Here is a 16769-nt window from a genome sequence, read left to right as displayed (position 1 = left end):
AGGGGATGTGGTCATGGCCAGTCGAAGCAGGTCCGGAATGCCCGTTGAACAACCGGTCGAGGCAGAATCAGCTGCTGCGCTGGGGGTTGAACGCAGAGCGGTGGACAAATTTTCACTGCGCAGGGCCGAACTTGCCGCGGCTGCCCTGGCGACCCTGTCGGAGTTCGGGTACGCACGCACCAGCCTGCGTGAAATTGCCCAGGGATCCGGCTTCTCGCACGGCGTTTTCCACTACTACTTTCGTGACAAGGTAGAACTGATCACGTACTGCGTGCGCGAGTACAAGATCGCCTGCATCGCGCACTATGAAGAAATTGCCGTAAATGCAAGCTCCGCCGAGCAGGTGCGGCTGGACTTTGCCGCGGCCCTGGCAGCGTCTGCCCGTGACGACACAGCCATGCACAGGCTCTGGTACGACCTGCGCAACCAAAGCATGTTTGGAAACGACTTCCAGGCCGATGTCGCCGAAGTGGACGGCAGCCTTGAGCAGATGATCTGGCGCATTGTCACTGCGTACGCAGCGTTCTCCCATGCCGAAGTGGCACTCTCCAGGAGCGCCGTGTACGCCGTGTTCGACGGGATGTTCCAACAGGCCCTCCTCGGCATCCACACCGGAAACAACGACGCCGTCGCGGCCCTGCAGGAAGGTGTCTGGCAGGTTCTGCCGCGGCTGCTTGACGGGTTCGCCCCCCCCCCCCCCCCGGCCGGCTGACCGCCGCAGAGCTGCCCGATCGACGGGCGCATCCATTCGTTGACGACCTTCCGCAGAGCCACTTAGCCTGAGGGTACAAAAGGCAACGGAAGGAGCCTCCTCCCATGCGCAAGTTGGTCTACTTCATTTCACTCACGCTCGACGGCTTCATTGCGGGACCGGGCGACGAAGTCGATTTCTTCAACGGATCCGCGGACTACATGCAGCGCATGATGGCTGACTACACTGACCTCCTTCCCCATCAGGCACGGGAACACCTGGGACTCGCAGACGCGCCACTCACCCGCTTCGACACAGTCGTGATGGGCCGGCGGACCTATGATCCGGCACTTCAATTGGGGGTCGCCAGCCCGTACTCCCACCTGCGCCAGATCGTTTTTTCCCGCAGCCTTGCCTCCACAAATCCGCAGGTGTTGGTCACGGACTCCGATCCGGTTGCCACCATTCGCGGGTTCAAGGGGGAAGACTCACGCTTGGACATTTATCTGGCGGGTGGCGGGCAACTCGCGGCCGTCCTGCTTTCTGAAATCGACGAGCTCATCATCAAGCGGTACCCCGTTGTCATTGGTTCCGGCGTGCCCGCCTTTGACCGGAAGTTCGCGCCGGCCCACTTCTCCGTGGTCGAGAACGTAGTTTTCGAGTCGGGGAATTCAATCACCAGATTCAAGCCGCTGGCCCAGGCCGGACCAGCAGGAAATTCACCAGGAGAAATGGCATGAAACTGACGTTGACGGAGTTTGTGAGCTTGGACGGGGTGTCGCAGGGCCCGGGGTCGCCCGAGGAGGACACCAGCGGCGGATTCACCCGGGGCGGGTGGTTCGTCCCGCACATGGACCAGGACTTCATCGACCAAGCCGCCGAATGGCTCGGCCAGGCAGATGCCCTCCTGCTGGGCCGGCGCACCTACGACGCGTTCGCCAGGGACTGGCCGCAGATCACCGATCCCCATGATCCGTTCACCGCCCGCATGAACAGCCTGCCGAAATACGTCGCCTCCACCAGACTGACGGCGGGCCCGTGGAAACCAACCACCATCCTGACCGGTGACACGGCGGCCGCGATTGCCGAGCTCAAGGCGGGCCCCGGCCGGGAGATCCAAATCCACGGCAGCGCCCGGCTGGCCCAATCGCTTTTTGCCGTCGGGCTGATCGACGAACTCCGGCTCGTGGTGGCCCCCGTCATCGTGGGCAGCGGCCGCCGCTTGTTCCCCGACGGCAGCACGCCCACCGGCCTGCGCCTGGTCTCCAGCCGCACCACCCCCGGCGGGCTGGCAATCCACAGCTACCAGGTCACCGGAAACCCAGATTTTGCCACGTACACCGGCGCCGCTGACGTTTCTTCATCCTGAAGCACGACGGCGTTGGGCGCCTGGGCCAGCGGAAGGCATGTCACGCCGTCGGACTTTGGGCAGACGGGTGGTACAGGACTCGGCACTCACCCAGGCCCGACGGCGGATTGGGGTCCAACCGCTGCGGTGGATCTTCGACCTGGTCCGCGGCACCCGCACGCACCATCATTGACACGGTCTTCGGGCCAGCCAGTATCGGGGAAACCACCTACACCCCGCGCCTGCTGCGCGGCATGATCATCCTGGCGGACAGGAGTTTCGCCTCAGTCGGGCTGCTGCATCAGATCCGCGATGTGGGCGCAGAATTCCTGGTGCGGGTGATCGGCGCGAGAATCAACCTGCAGCAAGGCAGCATGCTGCGTTCAAGGACCGGTCAACTCACACCGTCGCACTGAGCACGGCCAAGACCTGATCTTCCTCGGACCAACAGTCGAGTCCCGCCATCCGAAGCCATCGGGGTGGCGTGCCCTGGCCGGGATCATCGGTGCACACGTGGTGGACAGGTTGCTGCCCGAACGCGGGACGCGCACCGGCCCACGGACCGTGAAGCGGGGCAATTCCAGGTACCAGGCCCGGGCGAGCAAGCCCCACGGGCCAACGTTCAAGGGCGCGGTTGTGCGTCGAGATCGTGGACACCGGGACCGGGTTGACACCTTTGGCCGCGGCTTAACTGAACGGCGTTGAGACTAGCGGGTGGCCTTCGGGCACCGCAGCCGACCCATAAACCACGGCTACCGTGCCCGGGTGATCAGTCCGCCCGTGCCTGCTGCGGCCGAGGAGGAGAGGACATCCGCGGTGCTGAGTATCATCTCCTGCATGGCCAGCGCGGCTCGCGTCAACGTCACGTCCTTGCGGTGCGCAAGGCTGATCGAGCGCGTGAGTCGCGGGGCGGTGAGCCTGACCGAACGCAGTCCCGGGCGGTCGACCATGACCATGGCCGGAACCACCGCGACGCCCAGCCCGCGCTCCACGCAACGAAGCACGGCATCCATTTCCGCGCCTTCGAGGACCACCCTGGCGGCGAGTCCTGCGTCATGGAAGGCCTGCATCGTCGTGGCGCGCAGATCGTAGCTTTCATGGAACGTGATTTGCGGAAGCGCTGCAAGCTCCGCAAGGGTCAGGGACGCCACGCCATGCAGCAACGGACTGTCCTTCGCCGCGATAACCACAAGTTCCTCGGTGAGCAGCGGAGCACGCTGGAAGCTGGCCGAGGAAGCGGAACTGTCCTCCGAGGTCGTGACGAGCGCCAGGTCCAGGGCGCCGCCGGCCAGTTCATCAAGCAGGCCGCGCGACCCCTGCTCCGTCAGGTGCAGGTCGATTCCGGGGTATGCAGCGTGGAACGAGGTCAGCACGTCTGCAACGAGGCTGATGCACAGCGTCGGAGTGGCACCGAGCCGTACCCGCCCCTTCCGCAAGCCGGCCAGTTCCTGCATCTCGTAGCGGACGTTGTCGGCGTCGGCGAGCATGCGCCTGGCCAGTGGAAGTAGTGATTCGCCAGCGTCAGTGAGTGTGATGTTGCCCCGGGCCCGGTGGAAAAGCTCGGCGCCAAGATCCACTTCCAGTGTGGAAATTTGTCGGCTGAGCGATGGCTGGGCCAAGTGCAATTGTGCGGCGGCACGCGTGAAATGGCCGATGCGTGCTACTTCCACGAAGCTGCGGAGTTGTTCCAGGTTCATGTTGATAGCATATATGCATCGAGATGAGTCGAAGGATTCATTAGACTAATCGTGGCCATGTTCCTAGTGTTGAAACATGAGGACAACGAACCCGAACGAACAGCAAATCTCCACCACCGTCCTGGTCATCGGCACCGGCGGATCGGGCCTGCGGGCCGCAATCGAGCTGGCGGAAATGGGGGTCGACGTGCTCGCGGTCGGCAAGCGACCGCGCAACGACGCCCATACATCGCTCGCGGCCGGAGGCATCAACGCCGCCCTGGGCACCATGGACAAGGAAGATACCTGGCAGCAGCATGCCGCGGACACCATCAAGGAAAGTTACATGCTGGCCAACCCCCACACGGTGGCGATTGTCGCCCGCGGCGCTGCCCAGGGGATCCACGACCTTGAGCGCTACGGCATGGGATTCGCCCGCGAAGAGGACGGGCGCATTTCCCAGCGCTTCTTCGGTGCCCACACCTTCCGCCGCACCGCCTTTGCCGGAGACTACACGGGCCTGGAAATTCAGCGCAGCCTGGTGAACCGGGCCGAACAGCTGAAGCTGCCGATCCTCGACTCTGTCTACATCACCCGGTTACTCGTGCGCGACAACCAGGTTTTCGGTGCCTACGGCTTCGACATCAACACAGGCAAGCGCTACCTCATCCACGCGGACTCAGTCATCCTGGCCGCCGGCGGACACACCCGCATCTGGCGCCGCACCTCCTCGCGCCGAGACGAAAACACCGGGGATGCATTCCGCCTCGCCGTCGACGCGGGGGCCCGGTTGCGCGACCCGGAACTGGTGCAGTTCCACCCTTCCGGCATCATCCAACCGGAAAGCGCTGCAGGCACCTTGATCTCCGAGGCGGCCCGCGGCGAAGGCGGCATCCTGCGCAATGCACTCGGGGAACGGTTCATGGAACGCTACGACCCGATCCGCAAGGAACTCTCCACCCGCGATAGGGTGGCGCTGGCCGCCTACACCGAGATCAAGGAAGGCCGCGGGACACAGAACGGCGGCGTCTGGCTTGATATCTCGCACCTGCCGCGCGAAACCATCATGGAGCGCCTGCCTCGCGTCTATCAGACCATGCTTGAAGTGCAGATGCTCGACGTCACCGTCGAACCCATCGAAATCGCACCCACAGCGCACTACTCCATGGGCGGGGTCTGGGTCCGTCCGGAGGACCACAGCACCGATGTCAACGGACTCTATGCCATTGGCGAGGCTTCCAGTGGCCTCCACGGAGCCAACCGCCTGGGTGGCAACTCGTTGATTGAACTGTTGGTCTTCGGCCGCATCGTTGCGCAGGCCGCTGCCAAGTACTCGGCTTCCCTGGAATCCCAGCCGCGCTCTGCGGAGGCCATCACCGGGGCCCGGGCCGAGATCGATGACCTGCTGGCCGCGGACGGGCAGGAAAATGTTCGCGAACTGCAGCGTGCCATCCGCAATATGATGACCGACCATGCAGGCGTGGTGCGGGACGAAGAAGGCCTGTTGGCAGGTCTGGCGAAGCTTGGAGACATCGAAGGACGCATGGAATCCGTAGGGATCCATCCCGACATTGCCGGCTACCAAGACCTTGCCCATGCCTTTGACCTGAAGGGTTCGGCGTTGGCCGCCCGGGCCACCCTCGAGGCGGCTCTTGAACGCAGGGAGACCCGTGGATGCCACAACCGCTCTGACTATCCGCAGATGGATGATTCACTGCGGGTGAATTTGGTGTGGTCGCCAAGTGAGGGTGTGGTGCGCGAAGAGATCCCGGAGATCCCTGCGGAGATCTCTGAATTGATCAAGGAAGTCTCGTCGGCCGGCAAACTGGTCGAATAGCACCAGACGGATCGTTGGATGCCGTGTCTTCCGCTATTAACCGGATGGAGGCATGGCATCGAACAGGTCTGGCACCTTGGCCATCAGGCTCCGGAGAACTTCCAACGCCTCGGAAGCATCTTCTGCCGGGGCGAGGGATTTTGGGATGCAGGGTAATCTCCCGCGTTTCGAAGCCGTCGCATCCAAGCGAAATCGCGTAGTACATCACCGGGCCGTGGCACGAGCTGGGCGTGGAGTGCTTCTCCCACGGCAAGGTGCCCGCCACGCTGCATTCCTCGGATTCCTTGATTGACAAGAACGGCATCAAAAATCTTATGCATTGCATCGTATGAGGTCTGGAACGACGTCAACGGACTGACGGGGAGAATAATCTGGGCTGCGTTCATTTGTTCCGTTGCGATTTCTACAAGTCGGTCTGCCCAGCCGCGATTTACGGGAACACGTTGAAGCTTGCCGATGGTTAGCATTGCGTCTATTTACTGGCACATGGGCGCCACCCAGAGCCGGTTGCGCACGGTTATACCTCGGAGGGCGATCGGCTCAAAGTGGGAAGGCGTCGCGGGGCAGGGCTTCTTGTCTGTTGCAGGCCGCTTGTAGCGCCAGCACGCAATCGGCGCCGAGGATACCCCTGTACCCCCAAAGAAAGCGCGGGCCTTTGCTTTCCGCACGCACAAACGGCGCCTCCCTGCTGCGGTGCGCAGCTGGGAGGCGCCGTTGTTTCACGTTCCTGGGCGGCAGGCGGCCTCGCCGCATCACATGTGGACGGCGGCTTCACCCGTGGAAACGGCTGTGTGATCGCGGCCGCGGTACATCAGCGCCGTCACGATGGCACCAACCACCAAGAGGACGGCACAGGCAAGGTAGGCCCCCGAGTAGCCGCTCACAAGGGACTCAAGCCGGCCCTCACCACCGTCGAGCGCGGTAATGGTGGCCCCGGCAACGAGTGTGTTGAGCACGGCGAGGCCAATGGAGCCACCGAGTTGCTGAGAAGCGTTGACGGCCGCCGATGCGGCACCGGCGTGGTGGCGATCAACACCCAACGTGCCGACGCTCATGGCAGAGGAAATAATGGCACCGAGGCCGATGGCGACGATGAACATGGGCACGGCCACGTGGAGGGCGTAGCTGCTGTCGGCTTTGGCAGCCATGAGCAGGACGGAACCGATGGCGGAAACCATCATTCCGGCTGGCACCAGCAGCTTGGCGCCCAGCTTGGGCATGAGCACCGATGTGGAAATGATGGCGGAGATCATGATCCCCAGGCACAGTGGCAGCACGGCCAGCCCTGTCTGCAGCGGGGTGAAACCGAGCACGATCTGCAGGTAGTACACCAGGTACAAGTTCACGCCGAAGATCACTGCACCAGCTACAAAGATGGCCAGCATGGACGCGCCGCGGTCACGGTGAACCACGATCGGCAGGGGCAGCAACGGGGACTTTCCCTTGCGTTGCAACAGGACAAAGACGACGAGGAGCAGAACGCCAAGGGTCAGAAACCCCCAGGTGCCAACGGCAGCAAATCCGTGCTCTTCAGCATTCGCGAAACCGAACACCACGGAGAAGAAGCCCAGGGTGGCGAAAATCGCGCCGGGAACATCCAGTTTGACCCCGCGCTCCCGCATGGTCGGTGCGATGGCAATCAAGCCGATAACGAAGGCGACTGCGGCGAAGGCAATGTTCACGTAGAGGGTCCAGCGCCAGGTCATGAATTCCGTGAGGACGCCGCCCAGCAGAAGCCCGACGGCACCACCGGCACCGGCGAGTGCACCGTAGATGCCAAAGGCTTTGCCACGTTCGGCCGGATCGGTAAACGTGGTGGTGAGCAGCGACAGTGCGGCCGGGGCCAGCAGTGCTGCGAAAATGCCCTGCAGCACGCGGGCCGCCAGCAGGACTGCGAAGGTCGGTGCGGCGCCACCCAGTGCCGAGGCGACTGCGAAGCCGACCAAGCCAATGAGGAAGATCTGCTTGCGGCCCATGAGGTCCGCAATGCGGCCACCCAGGAGCAGCAGACCACCAAAGGCAAGTGCGTAGGAGGTGATCACCCACGGACGGAGCGTGTCCGAGAAGTTCAGTTCAAGCTGGGCACTGGGCAGTGCGACATTCATGATGGTGGCGTCGAGGACCACCATCAGCTGGGACATGCCGATGGCGAGCATCGACCACCAGCGCAGGGTGGTCCGCTGGGGATCCGGCGCGGCTAGTTTGGATTGCTTGGCCTTTTTCGTTTGCGTTGTAGTGCTCATATACCTTTTGCTTCTTGCGAGTAACGAAGCCGTCCGTGCGGAACAGCTATTCCCCATAGACTACCTCACACGGAACAGCTGTTCCGCGTGCCGAGTTTCACGTTACACTGGAGCTGATATCAAATAGACGATGCCCTCCCACCGAAAGCAAGCACTGCATGACACAGCTGCCGCATCTTGACACCCAGGCGAGCTCCACCAGTCACCCGCGTGAGGAATCCGGCGTCGACCACGCCAGTGCCCCGTCTCAGGATTTCGCCACCGACTTCGCCGGCGCACGTGACGAACAGTTGCGCCAAACGGCCCATGAACTCTTCGCTGCGAACGGGCTGGGCGTGCCTCTGGCTGACGTCGCCAAGGCGGCAGGCGTGGGCGTCGCCACCCTGTACCGACGATACAAGGACAAGGACATCTTGATCCTGGACGTTTACCGCCAACACATGGCTGCCGGTGAACGTTTTGCCCTCACAGCCAACGGCTACGAGGACTCCTGGGCGGGCATCGAGTACTTCCTGCGCCGCTCCACTGACCAGCTCCTGCGCGACCGCGGGATGCGTGAGCTGGTGCTGGGCGGCTACATCGGCGGTGCCGGCTGGGCCCGGGGCTCCACTCACAAGGAACTCATCGCCGCCCTTGACGAGATGGAGGCCAAGGTCACCGCCCAGCTGAAGGTCCTCGTGGCCAGCGCCAAGGCCGCGAAGTCGGTGCGCGAAGACTTCGAGCACCATGACCTGCTGCTCATCTCCGCCATGGCCCAAGCCGCCCTGCCGGTGGACCATCGGGGAGCCACGGCCGTGGGCCAGCGCGCCCTGCAACTTCTCATCGAGGGCATCCGTCCGGCCCCGGAACAGCCCCTGTAGACAGGATCCAGTCCGGCCGCGGATGCGCTGCAGGGCCGGCTCTGGACGCCCCGAATCTAGGTCGCGCCCAAGTACGCCAGGGCGGCTACAACGTGGGCTTGAACGCCCATCGAGAGAGTTGGATCTAGCACCGGCGCGAGGTACGGGGAATGATTCGCCGGAATGTCCTGGGCAACCGTGCCGCGTGCTTCCGCCGCACGGTAGGCCTCCGGTTCACACCCGCCCAGAAGCCAGTAAGTATAGGGAACCCCAAAGGCGTCGGGGATCCGGCTGAAGTCTTCTGATGCAGTCTGCCGCGATGCCTGCTCCACCGCGGCCGCGCCGAAGTGGCGCGTGAACGCTGCCGTGACCCTGTCCGTGGCCTTGGCGTCGTTGTTTGTGAGCGGAAATTGGTCATAAAACTCGAACTCGGGCCCCCTGGGCGACCCGGCGGCGGCGCATTCACCCGTGACGATCCGCTCAATGGCGGCCAGCACTCTTGTCCGCAGCTGGTTGTCGTAGCTGTGGATGTTCAACAACAGCACGGCCCTGTCCGGGATGATGTTGGACTTGCTCCCGGCGTTCAGGGCGCCCACGGTCATGACGGCAAACTCCCCCGGCTTGGTTTCGCGCGAGACAGTGGTCTGCAGCTTGATCACTATCGAGGCGGCCAGCACCACCGGATCCACCGACATGTGCGTCATCGATCCGTGCGAACCCTTCCCGTGTACCGTGACCTTGAGCGAGTCCCCGCGGACAAGACCGGCCCGGCTGTGGTGGCCGCAACCCCCGCCGGGAGCGGCATCACATGCTGTCCAAGAGCGACGTCGGGCCGTGGCACCTTGGCGACCAATCCGCCGTCGACCATGGTCTGGGAACCTCCGCCCAGTTCCTCGGCCGTCTGGAACAGGGTAACGAAGGTGCCAGACCAGCCGTCCCGGCCCTGGGCCATGAGCCGGGCCGCGCCGAGCAGGGCCGTGACATGCACGTCTTGACGTCCTCCTCTCCCTGAAGGAAGAGGATTCCCTTGGTGGCGGTCGTGGTTAGACGGCGTCCATCAGTTGGGTGGTTACTGTTTCTTCGAGAATTGCTTCGGCGAGCCGGAGTCTGATGTTCCCTCCACAGTCGTTTAGGCTCTCCACAAGTCCTGCGGCGAGCATGAAGTTCAATGCAGCGTTGTAGTCCCTGTCCAGGCGGGCCCCGCACTCCGGGCAGGTCCAGGCCCGGCTGTCCGGCGCCTTCCTGCCGGTTTTGATCCCCCAGACGGAGCAGGTCTGACTGGTGGGTTCCCATTGGCTGATCCCGATAATGGCGCACCCATACTTCTCTCCAGCGTGGGTGAGATCGTGGATGAAGGCGCCCCAGCCGGCGTCGTGGATGGATTTCGCGAGCCTGATGCGGGCCAGGCCTTTGATGTTGAGTGTTTCGACGGCAACCGTTTGGTTTTCGCGGGCCAGTGGTACTGCGATCTTGCGGGTGAAGTCTTGGCGGTCATCACGGATCTTCGCATGAACCCTGGCAACCTTGACACGGGATTTCGCCCGGTTCCTGGAGCCCTTCACACGGCGTGAGAGTTCCCTTTGAGCCCAGGCGAGTTTCCGTTGGGCCTTGCGGTAGAACCGGGGTGCCGGGAATTTCGCCCGTGTCCCGTCACTGTAGGTGATGGCGGCGAAATCGGTCAGTCCAAGGTCCAGCCCCGCCGTGCGCTCGGCCTCGTCAGTACTGGTGCTGGCAATCATAGTGCTGGGGTCCGGGTCCACGACGAAGGAAGCATAGTAGCGGCCGTCAGCTTCACGGATCAAAGTGACCGAGGTCGGTGCCGCCGGCACGACCCGGAAATACGCCAGGTGCAGCTCCCCAATCTTAGGCAGGGTCAGCAATGCTTTTCCGGTGTTGACTTGGCGCAGGCTGTACCGGGCACTGGTGGTGAAACGGGCAGAGCCCGAGGAGGACTTCTTCCGGAACCGGGGAGGGGAAACCCTGGAGCCCTTGCCAGTCACGGAAGAGAAGAAATTCTTGTACGCGGTGTCCAGGTCGCGAACTGCCTGCTGGAGCGGAATGCACGAGACCTCGTTGAGCCATTCCCGTTCCGGGGTGCGCTTGGAAGCAGTCAGTGCGGCGCTGACCACCCTTGATGACAGGTGCGTGCAGGTCTCGGCGTAGTGGGTCTTTCGCAGGGCCAGAGCATCGTTGAAAGCCACGCGCACACAACCAAAAAGACGGGCAATAGCCGCTTGTTGAACTGTGTCCGGGTACACCCGGTAACGATAACGAAGCATACATTCAGTCAAGCACCAGGGTCTGACACTATCCGACGCACACAGACCGGTCGACCGGTCGTGACAGTGTTTTCCTGCTCCACACGCACCTGGTGTTCGTAACCAAACACAGCCACCGCGGGTTGAACGCCAACCACCTGGTGCCCTTGGAGAAAATCCTACGGGGCGTGTGTGCCGACTTTAAGGTGGAGCTCATCGATTTCAACGGCGAAGGAGACCATGTTCACCTGCTCGTGCACTTCCCACCCAAGGTCTCCCCGGCCAAACTCGTCAACTCCCTCAAGGACATCTCATCCAGAGGACTCCGCCAAGAATTCCCCGACCTCGTTCAGCACTACCGGAGGGCCCAAAAACTCTGGTCAGCATCCTACTTCGCAGGATCAATCGGAGGCGCACCCCTGGACACCGTGAAGATATTTATTGAAAACCACAACAGGCCCACACACTATAAGCGATTCACCCCGGCCGTAAAGGACGGCGCCCCCTCGCCAACCAGGTGGCCGCAAGCGTGCATGACACCGTCCACCTCTGAGGCATACGGCAGGCCCGTGCCCTCTGTGACGGGCAGGGCATCCATGTCGGCGCGGGATAGGCCCGTCGGGCCGTCGCCATTGACCAAGACACCGACGACGCCGGTGCCGCCAATGTGCTGGACGGAATAGCCGCAAACCGCCAGCTTGTCAGCGACAAGCTTTGATGTCTCGTGCTCCTGGAAAGCCAGCGCGGGATGCCGGTGCAGCTGCTTGTACGTCTCCATCAGCCCGTCCAGCTCGGGGTCGAGGCCCGCCAGGACGGTGTCAACGATGCTCATGAGTTCACTCTTCCTCGACGGATCCAACACCAGTGCCTGCCCAAACCGGCCGCGCACCCCTGATCAGCCTCAGCTGAACGCAACAACTGATGGCCTGGGTGGGGCCAGGTCTACGGGTAGCCTTGCTGGAAAGTGCCACGCGCTTTTCCACAGCGAACGAAAGCAGACCCATGCCCCACTTCGACCTCGTCATCATCGGCACAGGATCAGGCAACTCCATCCCGGGCCCGGAATTCGATCATTGGAACATAGCCATCGTGGAGGACGGCCTGTTTGGCGGCACCTGCCTGAATGTTGGCTGCATCCCCACCAAGATGTTCGTCCACCCGGCGGAACTGGCCGACGCCGCCCGGCACGGAAGTGCGCTGGGCATTAACGCACAGCTGAATTCGGTGGACTGGCCGGGCATCCGGGACAGGATCTTTGGCCGCATCGACGCCATCGAGGACGGCGGTCGGAAATACCGGGAGGGTCCCGAATGCCCCAACATCACGGTCTTTGCCGGGCGCGGGCGGTTTACCGGGCACAAGGCCCTGCACATTGACCTGCACGACGGCGGCACCTCCGAAGTGACGGCCGACAGGTTTGTCCTTGCCGCGGGTTCCCATGCCGTGGTCCCCGACATTCCCGGCCTCGCCAGCGGTCCGGACGCGGCCGGCACCGCCGCCGCCGCCGCCGCCTTCCACACCTCGGACACGATCATGCGCCTGGAGCAGCTGCCCACCAGCATCGTCATTCTGGGCGGCGGATACATCGCCGCGGAATTCGCACACGTATTTTCTTCCTTTGGCGTGCACGTCACCCAGATTGCCCGCGGGAAGCGGCTGCTCAAGTCGCAGGACGCCGACGTCTCCGCCCAATTCACGAAGGAGGCCGCGGCGCGCTACACAGTCCTGCTCGAGACCAAGGTGACAGGCGTGGCAAACACGGCGGACGGCGTCGAACTTCAGCTATACGGGCCGGGCGGGCCGCACACCCTCCAGGCAAATGTGCTGCTGGTCGCCACAGGCCGCAAGCCCAATGGTGCGAGCCTGGACGTTGAGAAGACCGGGGTGCGTCTGGACGGCCATGGCCGGGTGGTGGTCGATGCACACCAGCAAACGGACGTCGAGGGCATTTACGCACTGGGCGACATCTCCTCCAAGTTCCAGCTCAAGCACGTGGCGAACCACGAGGCCAAGGTGGTCAAACACAACCTGGCGCACCCGGAAGCACCCCGCCGCTCCGACCACCGCTTTGTGCCGGCCGCGGTGTTCACCGATCCGCAGATCGCCTCCGTCGGTATCACCGAGGACCACGCGGTGAAGGCGGACATCCCGTATGCCGTAAAGGTGCAGCAGTATGCCGACATTGCGGCCGGCTGGGCGCGCGAGGACAGCGGCCACTTCCTGAAGGTGCTGGCCGATCCCGCCACGGGCCTGCTGCTGGGCGCCCATGTGATCGGGCCGGAGGCGGCCACCGTCATCCAGCCGCTGATTCAGGCCATGCACTTCGGCCAGAAGGCCCAAGACGTGGCCAGGAATCAGTACTGGATCCACCCGGCACTCTCCGAGCTGGTCGAAAACGCGCTGCTGGGTTTGCCTGAACCGCGGCGGGCCGGGTGACGGATTCACTATGGCCGTGAACGGCGCCGGTTCTGCCCCGACTTAGGCAGGGGCCAAAGGCTCGACGATCGATCCCTCAGCGGGAATCCCGGTGTGCCCGGCTTTCCCTGCCGGGGAGTTCCTGGAGCCACGGGACCACTCGCGGAACTCCTGGAACGCAACGCGCAGGCCCCGGGCCACGGAGAGATCGGCGCTGTCCATGGCTTGGAGGTGCACATGGGGCTGGGTCGAGTTGCCGGAGTTGCCACACTCCGCCAGCTGGGCTCCGGCCACGACCGTCTCCCCCACACCCACCCGCAGCGACCCGGCCCGCAGGTGGACCAGCGCAACGAACGCCCCGCTCTCTTTGAGGACTCCGGTGCCATTGAGCTCAAGAATCACGTAATTGCCGGCAACAGCCGCGACACCCTGGTGCAACCGTCCTGCCTGTCCGAGCATGTAAGCCACCAGCGCCAGCTGGGACCTGCGCGCCGAATGGTCGCTCTCGCCGTCGTGCGCCGCGACAACGACACCGTCGGCTGGTGCGAGTATTGCCCGTCCGAAGGAAAAGAACCGCTCCGGCGGCTCGGTGGCAAGCAGCGTCCGCCAGTCACGCAGGGGTGCGCTCCAGTGTGCGTTGTCCACGCCCACAAAGTCAATGGCCCAGCTGCTGCCCAGCAATTCCGTGCCGTGGCTCGGAACTCTCCGCAACGGACTGTTTTGGACCAGCCATTTCCCCGTGAATGGCAACGCCAGCAGGACGGCAGCGCTCACCTGCCCCCGGCAATCTTCCTGCTGCGCTGCTCCTGCGCCTTGGGCCCGTACGGATAAACGCCCACGCGCGGCTCGCTGACCCGAGTGAGCTGCTCGATTTCCCTGGCGGTCAGCACCAAGTCCGCCGCGCCAAGGTTGTCCGCCAGCTGTTCGGTGGTCCGCGCCCCAAGGAGCACCGACGTCACCGCCGGCCGTCCGGCCACCCAGGCCAGCGCCACTTGCGATGCACTGACACCCCGGGCAGCGGCAATGTCCGCAACGGCCCCCACCACGTCCCAGGTATGCGGATTCGCGTTTCGTTCCGTCCATGCCTCCATGCCGCGCTGCGGGTTTTCGCCCAGGCGGGTGGCACCAGCCGGAGCCTCGTCCCGCTTGTACTTGCCGCTCAGCCAGCCCCCTGCCAGTGGCGACCACGGCAGCAGCCCCAGCCCTGCGTCGAGTGAGGCGGGCACAATTTCCAGTTCGATTTCCCGCACCAATAGGCTGTACTGCGGCTGCAGCGTCACCGGCAGGTGCCACCCGTGGGCACGGGCCAGGTGCACGGCCTTCGTCAGCTGCCAGCCCAGGAAATTGGAGAAGCCGTAGTAGCCGATCTTGCCGCTCGTCACCGCATCATGCAGAAAGCGCAGCGTTTCCTCGATGGGTGTGATGGGATCCCAAGCATGCATTTGGTACAGGTCGATCTGTTCCACGCCGAGCCTTCGCAGGGAATCATCCAAGGCGCGGGTCAGATGCTTGCGGGACGTCCCGACGTCGTTCGGGTGGATTCCCATGGGAAAGCGGCCCTTGCTGGCAAGCACGACGGCGTCCCTCGCCCCGGGCCGGCTGGCGAACCAGCGCCCGATGATCTCCTCGGAGGCGCCCGCCGTGTAGACGTCGGCGGTGTCGATGAAGTTGCCGCCGGCGCCCACATAATTCTCCAGGATGGTGTGGGAGGTTCCCTCATCCGCCTCCGCGCCGAAGGTCATGGTGCCCAGTGCGTAATTCGACACGATCGTGCCGCTGTTGCCCAAAGTCCGGTATTCCATGGTGCTTCCTCAATTCCTGTTGTGTCTTTTGATCCCCCGCGTCCAACACCGCCCGGAGGCCGGCGGTTACTGCCGAGCTGTTCGCCAGCTGTGCTCGGGTTCGTAGCCGAGCAGGCGCCGGGCCTTGTCGATGCCGAGCAGGGTTTCGTGTTCGCCCAGTTCCCGGCGCACCTCGACGCTGGGAAAAACCTCGGCGGCGAGGCTGGTGCTGGAACGCGACATGACAGTGTCGGCGTTGGCGATGATGTACGCCTCGAACCCTGGGCGGCCATGTTCCAGCGCACATGCCACCGCCTGCGCGCCGTCGCGCCCGTCAATGTAGCCCCACAGGTTCCACTTGCGGGCGAGCGGGTCGGCGTCGTAGTCCGGGAACGCCGCATAGTCGGCCTCATCCATGACATTGGAGAACCGCAGCGCTGAAATGGACAGCTCAGGGTCCCAGCGCACCAGTTCCCGCGCCAGTGTTTCCTCCAGGTGTTTCACGAGCGAGTACGTGCTCTCGGGCCGCGCCGGGTACCCCTCATCGACGGGCAGGTAGGGAGGGGCGGCGTCGAACGGCAGTCCCAGCACCGTCTCACTGGAGGCGTAGACCACCTTCTTTATCCCTGCCCGACGCGCCGCCTGGAACACGTTATAGGTGGAGAGCATGTTGTTCTCAAAGGTCGCGGCGTCCGGCACCAGGCCAGGTGCGGGAATGGCGCCTAGATGCACGACGGCATCGATTCCGCTGTGTCGATCGTCCAGGCCGAGGAGCACGTCAAGGACCTGCCCGTAATTGCGCAGGTCCACGATTGCCAGGTTGGGGCTCCGCTCCCCTGCCCGGTCCAGGTTCAGCACCTTATGCCCGTCAGCTTCCAGCCGCCTCACCACATGGCGTCCCAGTTTGCCACTGCCGCCTGTTACTGCAATTCTCATGCGATCTCCCTCATTGCGATTGCTGCATCAGCTCCACTCTAGAACTCTGCAGTTGGCATGCGCGAGGATAAAACGTTCTAAGGCGCTGAACCGGCGGCAGTTTACGGTTGGCCGGTGGCGCCAACAATCGGGCCTCACACCTCCATGAACATCACGGCACCGGGGAACATTGCGTTGATGGCTCTCACCTCGGCGTTCTCTTCCAAGGGGGTACCGCCGGGATCCTTGAGCACCTCAACGGTTACCCGACTCGGAGAATCACGGTGGCCAACAGCCTGCAGGGTCGTTCGTTTTTGCACGGCAAGACCGTTGACGCTTTGGGGCTCATCGGCCATGAATTGCCTGACAATCTTCATTTGAATTTCTGAGAGTTCCGTCCAGGACCTCTCGACCTCTTCAACAATGAAGAGCTGGCTCTGACCGCCCAGCGTTGCGATCAGATCATGCAGGCCCTGCACGGCGGGGTCGGGCGCCTTCGCGATGCTCACACTGAAATGTGAGGAGTCAACGGAGATGTGCCCCCGGCAAACACGTCCTCGTTGGCTGCCAGGTATTCACTGACCTTGGTGCCAGCCATATCCAGTTCAATGCCGATCTCACCGGTATATGCAGTGTCGGTGTAGAGCATGATGTCGCCGGGTTCTTCATTTACAGAATGGCCTGCGGCTGTTCCGTCTGCTGTCATTTCGCACCTGCTCCCGTCTATGAAGATGGTGGGCTTCTCCTTGGATTGTGGATCAATGCC

At 63.4% G+C, this 16769-nt stretch carries 18 protein-coding genes and 1 pseudogene; 8 read left to right on the top strand and 11 right to left on the bottom strand.

Going from position 1 to position 16769, the window contains the following annotated elements; genetic code table 11:
• The first annotated feature begins 37 nt into the window (after positions 1-37).
• The 4 genes from art_RS02145 (at position 38) to art_RS22810 (ending at position 2455) form a co-directional block, all read left to right on the top strand.
• Positions 38-712, top strand: coding sequence for a TetR/AcrR family transcriptional regulator (locus tag art_RS02145; protein WP_052135914.1), 675 nt, complete (start codon positions 38-40; stop codon positions 710-712).
• 104 nt (positions 713-816) lie between these two features.
• Positions 817-1431, top strand: a complete 615-nt coding sequence (locus art_RS02140; RefSeq protein WP_038462196.1) for a dihydrofolate reductase family protein — start codon at positions 817-819, stop codon at positions 1429-1431.
• Positions 1428-2060, top strand: coding sequence for a dihydrofolate reductase family protein (locus art_RS02135; RefSeq protein WP_038462194.1), 633 nt, complete (start codon positions 1428-1430; stop codon positions 2058-2060). Before art_RS02140 ends, art_RS02135 begins: the two co-directional genes overlap by 4 nt.
• Positions 2061-2167: 107 nt before the next feature.
• Positions 2168-2455, top strand: coding sequence for a transposase (locus art_RS22810; RefSeq protein ID WP_038462193.1), 288 nt, complete (start codon positions 2168-2170; stop codon positions 2453-2455).
• 336 nt (positions 2456-2791) lie between these two features.
• Here art_RS22810 and art_RS02125 read toward each other — a convergent pair whose 3' ends face one another.
• Entirely contained in the window at positions 2792-3736 is a 945-nt protein-coding gene (locus art_RS02125; protein WP_038462191.1) for a LysR family transcriptional regulator, read from the bottom strand.
• Positions 3737-3812: 76 nt separating this feature from the next.
• On the opposite strand from art_RS02125, the gene art_RS02120 reads away from it, so the two are divergent.
• On the top strand, positions 3813-5552 hold the full coding sequence (locus art_RS02120; protein ID WP_038462190.1) for an L-aspartate oxidase: 1740 nt from the start codon (positions 3813-3815) through the stop codon (positions 5550-5552).
• 752 nt (positions 5553-6304) lie between these two features.
• On the opposite strand, the gene art_RS02115 is transcribed toward art_RS02120, so the two are convergent.
• Positions 6305-7795: an MFS transporter gene (locus art_RS02115; protein WP_052135913.1), complete on the bottom strand. Its 1491-nt coding sequence runs from the start codon at positions 7793-7795 to the stop codon at positions 6305-6307.
• 158 nt (positions 7796-7953) lie between these two features.
• On the opposite strand from art_RS02115, the gene art_RS02110 reads away from it, so the two are divergent.
• Positions 7954-8655 (top strand): TetR/AcrR family transcriptional regulator, encoded by a 702-nt coding sequence (locus art_RS02110; RefSeq protein ID WP_052135912.1) that lies wholly within the window; start codon positions 7954-7956, stop codon positions 8653-8655.
• 56 nt (positions 8656-8711) lie between these two features.
• On the opposite strand, the gene art_RS02105 is transcribed toward art_RS02110, so the two are convergent.
• The 3 genes from art_RS02105 to art_RS02100 all read right to left on the bottom strand — a co-directional run bounded on the left by art_RS02105 (position 8712) and on the right by art_RS02100 (position 10913).
• On the bottom strand, positions 8712-9338 hold the full coding sequence (locus art_RS02105) for a peptidase dimerization domain-containing protein (protein ID WP_052135911.1): 627 nt from the start codon (positions 9336-9338) through the stop codon (positions 8712-8714).
• Positions 9335-9586 (bottom strand): hypothetical protein, encoded by a 252-nt coding sequence (locus art_RS23235; protein WP_367643781.1) that lies wholly within the window; start codon positions 9584-9586, stop codon positions 9335-9337. The genes art_RS02105 and art_RS23235 overlap by 4 nt, the downstream gene beginning before the upstream one ends.
• Before the next feature lie 91 nt (positions 9587-9677).
• Positions 9678-10913, bottom strand: coding sequence for an RNA-guided endonuclease TnpB family protein (locus tag art_RS02100; RefSeq protein WP_038462189.1), 1236 nt, complete (start codon positions 10911-10913; stop codon positions 9678-9680).
• Between the two features lie 56 nt (positions 10914-10969).
• On the opposite strand from art_RS02100, the pseudogene tnpA reads away from it, so the two are divergent.
• Positions 10970-11338 (top strand): annotated as a pseudogene (tnpA, locus tag art_RS21435) (IS200/IS605 family transposase); the annotation flags it as partial.
• 20 nt (positions 11339-11358) lie between these two features.
• Here tnpA and art_RS22800 read toward each other — a convergent pair.
• Positions 11359-11724, bottom strand: a complete 366-nt coding sequence (locus art_RS22800; RefSeq protein ID WP_038462188.1) for a M20/M25/M40 family metallo-hydrolase — start codon at positions 11722-11724, stop codon at positions 11359-11361.
• Positions 11725-11894: 170 nt separating this feature from the next.
• Between art_RS22800 and art_RS02090 the strand changes: the two genes are divergently transcribed.
• Positions 11895-13328, top strand: a complete 1434-nt coding sequence (locus tag art_RS02090) for a mycothione reductase (RefSeq protein WP_038462187.1) — start codon at positions 11895-11897, stop codon at positions 13326-13328.
• 42 nt (positions 13329-13370) lie between these two features.
• On the opposite strand, the gene art_RS02085 is transcribed toward art_RS02090, so the two are convergent.
• From art_RS02085 to art_RS02065, 5 genes are all read right to left on the bottom strand, one after another.
• Positions 13371-14081 (bottom strand): M23 family metallopeptidase, encoded by a 711-nt coding sequence (locus art_RS02085; protein ID WP_038462186.1) that lies wholly within the window; start codon positions 14079-14081, stop codon positions 13371-13373.
• The gene (locus art_RS02080) at positions 14078-15109 is read right to left on the bottom strand and encodes an aldo/keto reductase (protein WP_038462184.1); all 1032 of its coding nucleotides are present in this window, start codon (positions 15107-15109) and stop codon (positions 14078-14080) included. Before art_RS02080 ends, art_RS02085 begins: the two co-directional genes overlap by 4 nt.
• Positions 15110-15175: 66 nt before the next feature.
• On the bottom strand, positions 15176-16024 hold the full coding sequence (locus art_RS02075; protein ID WP_038462183.1) for an NAD(P)-dependent oxidoreductase: 849 nt from the start codon (positions 16022-16024) through the stop codon (positions 15176-15178).
• A gap of 134 nt (positions 16025-16158) precedes the next feature.
• Complete coding sequence (locus art_RS02070) at positions 16159-16512, bottom strand: hypothetical protein (protein ID WP_038462181.1); 354 nt, start codon at positions 16510-16512, stop codon at positions 16159-16161.
• Positions 16509-16709: a hypothetical protein gene (locus art_RS02065; RefSeq protein ID WP_038462180.1), complete on the bottom strand. Its 201-nt coding sequence runs from the start codon at positions 16707-16709 to the stop codon at positions 16509-16511. The genes art_RS02070 and art_RS02065 overlap by 4 nt, the downstream gene beginning before the upstream one ends.
• Between the last annotated feature and the right edge of the window lie 60 nt (positions 16710-16769).

This window comes from Arthrobacter sp. PAMC 25486 (assembly GCF_000785535.1).
Taxonomy (GTDB): domain Bacteria; phylum Actinomycetota; class Actinomycetes; order Actinomycetales; family Micrococcaceae; genus Specibacter.
Note: the sequence above shows the minus strand (reverse complement) of the source record. Positions and strands in the feature narration are given on the sequence as shown.

Excerpts from the sequence above, each read along its gene's own strand:
- art_RS02110 (WP_052135912.1), top strand. The coding sequence starts at position 7,954 with ATGACACAGCTGCCGCATCTTGACACCCAGGCGAGCTCCACCAGTCAC.
- art_RS02135 (WP_038462194.1), top strand. The coding sequence starts at position 1,428 with ATGAAACTGACGTTGACGGAGTTTGTGAGCTTGGACGGGGTGTCGCAG.
- art_RS02140 (WP_038462196.1), top strand. The coding sequence starts at position 817 with ATGCGCAAGTTGGTCTACTTCATTTCACTCACGCTCGACGGCTTCATT.
- art_RS02065 (WP_038462180.1), bottom strand. The coding sequence starts at position 16,709 with ATGACAGCAGACGGAACAGCCGCAGGCCATTCTGTAAATGAAGAACCC.
- art_RS02115 (WP_052135913.1), bottom strand. The coding sequence starts at position 7,795 with ATGAGCACTACAACGCAAACGAAAAAGGCCAAGCAATCCAAACTAGCC.
- art_RS02120 (WP_038462190.1), top strand. The coding sequence starts at position 3,813 with ATGAGGACAACGAACCCGAACGAACAGCAAATCTCCACCACCGTCCTG.
- art_RS02125 (WP_038462191.1), bottom strand. The coding sequence starts at position 3,736 with ATGAACCTGGAACAACTCCGCAGCTTCGTGGAAGTAGCACGCATCGGC.
- art_RS02100 (WP_038462189.1), bottom strand. The coding sequence starts at position 10,913 with ATGCTTCGTTATCGTTACCGGGTGTACCCGGACACAGTTCAACAAGCG.
- art_RS02090 (WP_038462187.1), top strand. The coding sequence starts at position 11,895 with ATGCCCCACTTCGACCTCGTCATCATCGGCACAGGATCAGGCAACTCC.
- art_RS02080 (WP_038462184.1), bottom strand. The coding sequence starts at position 15,109 with ATGGAATACCGGACTTTGGGCAACAGCGGCACGATCGTGTCGAATTAC.
- art_RS23235 (WP_367643781.1), bottom strand. The coding sequence starts at position 9,586 with ATGGCCCAGGGCCGGGACGGCTGGTCTGGCACCTTCGTTACCCTGTTC.
- art_RS02105 (WP_052135911.1), bottom strand. The coding sequence starts at position 9,338 with ATGACGCACATGTCGGTGGATCCGGTGGTGCTGGCCGCCTCGATAGTG.
- art_RS02075 (WP_038462183.1), bottom strand. The coding sequence starts at position 16,024 with ATGAGAATTGCAGTAACAGGCGGCAGTGGCAAACTGGGACGCCATGTG.
- art_RS02145 (WP_052135914.1), top strand. The coding sequence starts at position 38 with ATGCCCGTTGAACAACCGGTCGAGGCAGAATCAGCTGCTGCGCTGGGG.
- art_RS22800 (WP_038462188.1), bottom strand. The coding sequence starts at position 11,724 with ATGAGCATCGTTGACACCGTCCTGGCGGGCCTCGACCCCGAGCTGGAC.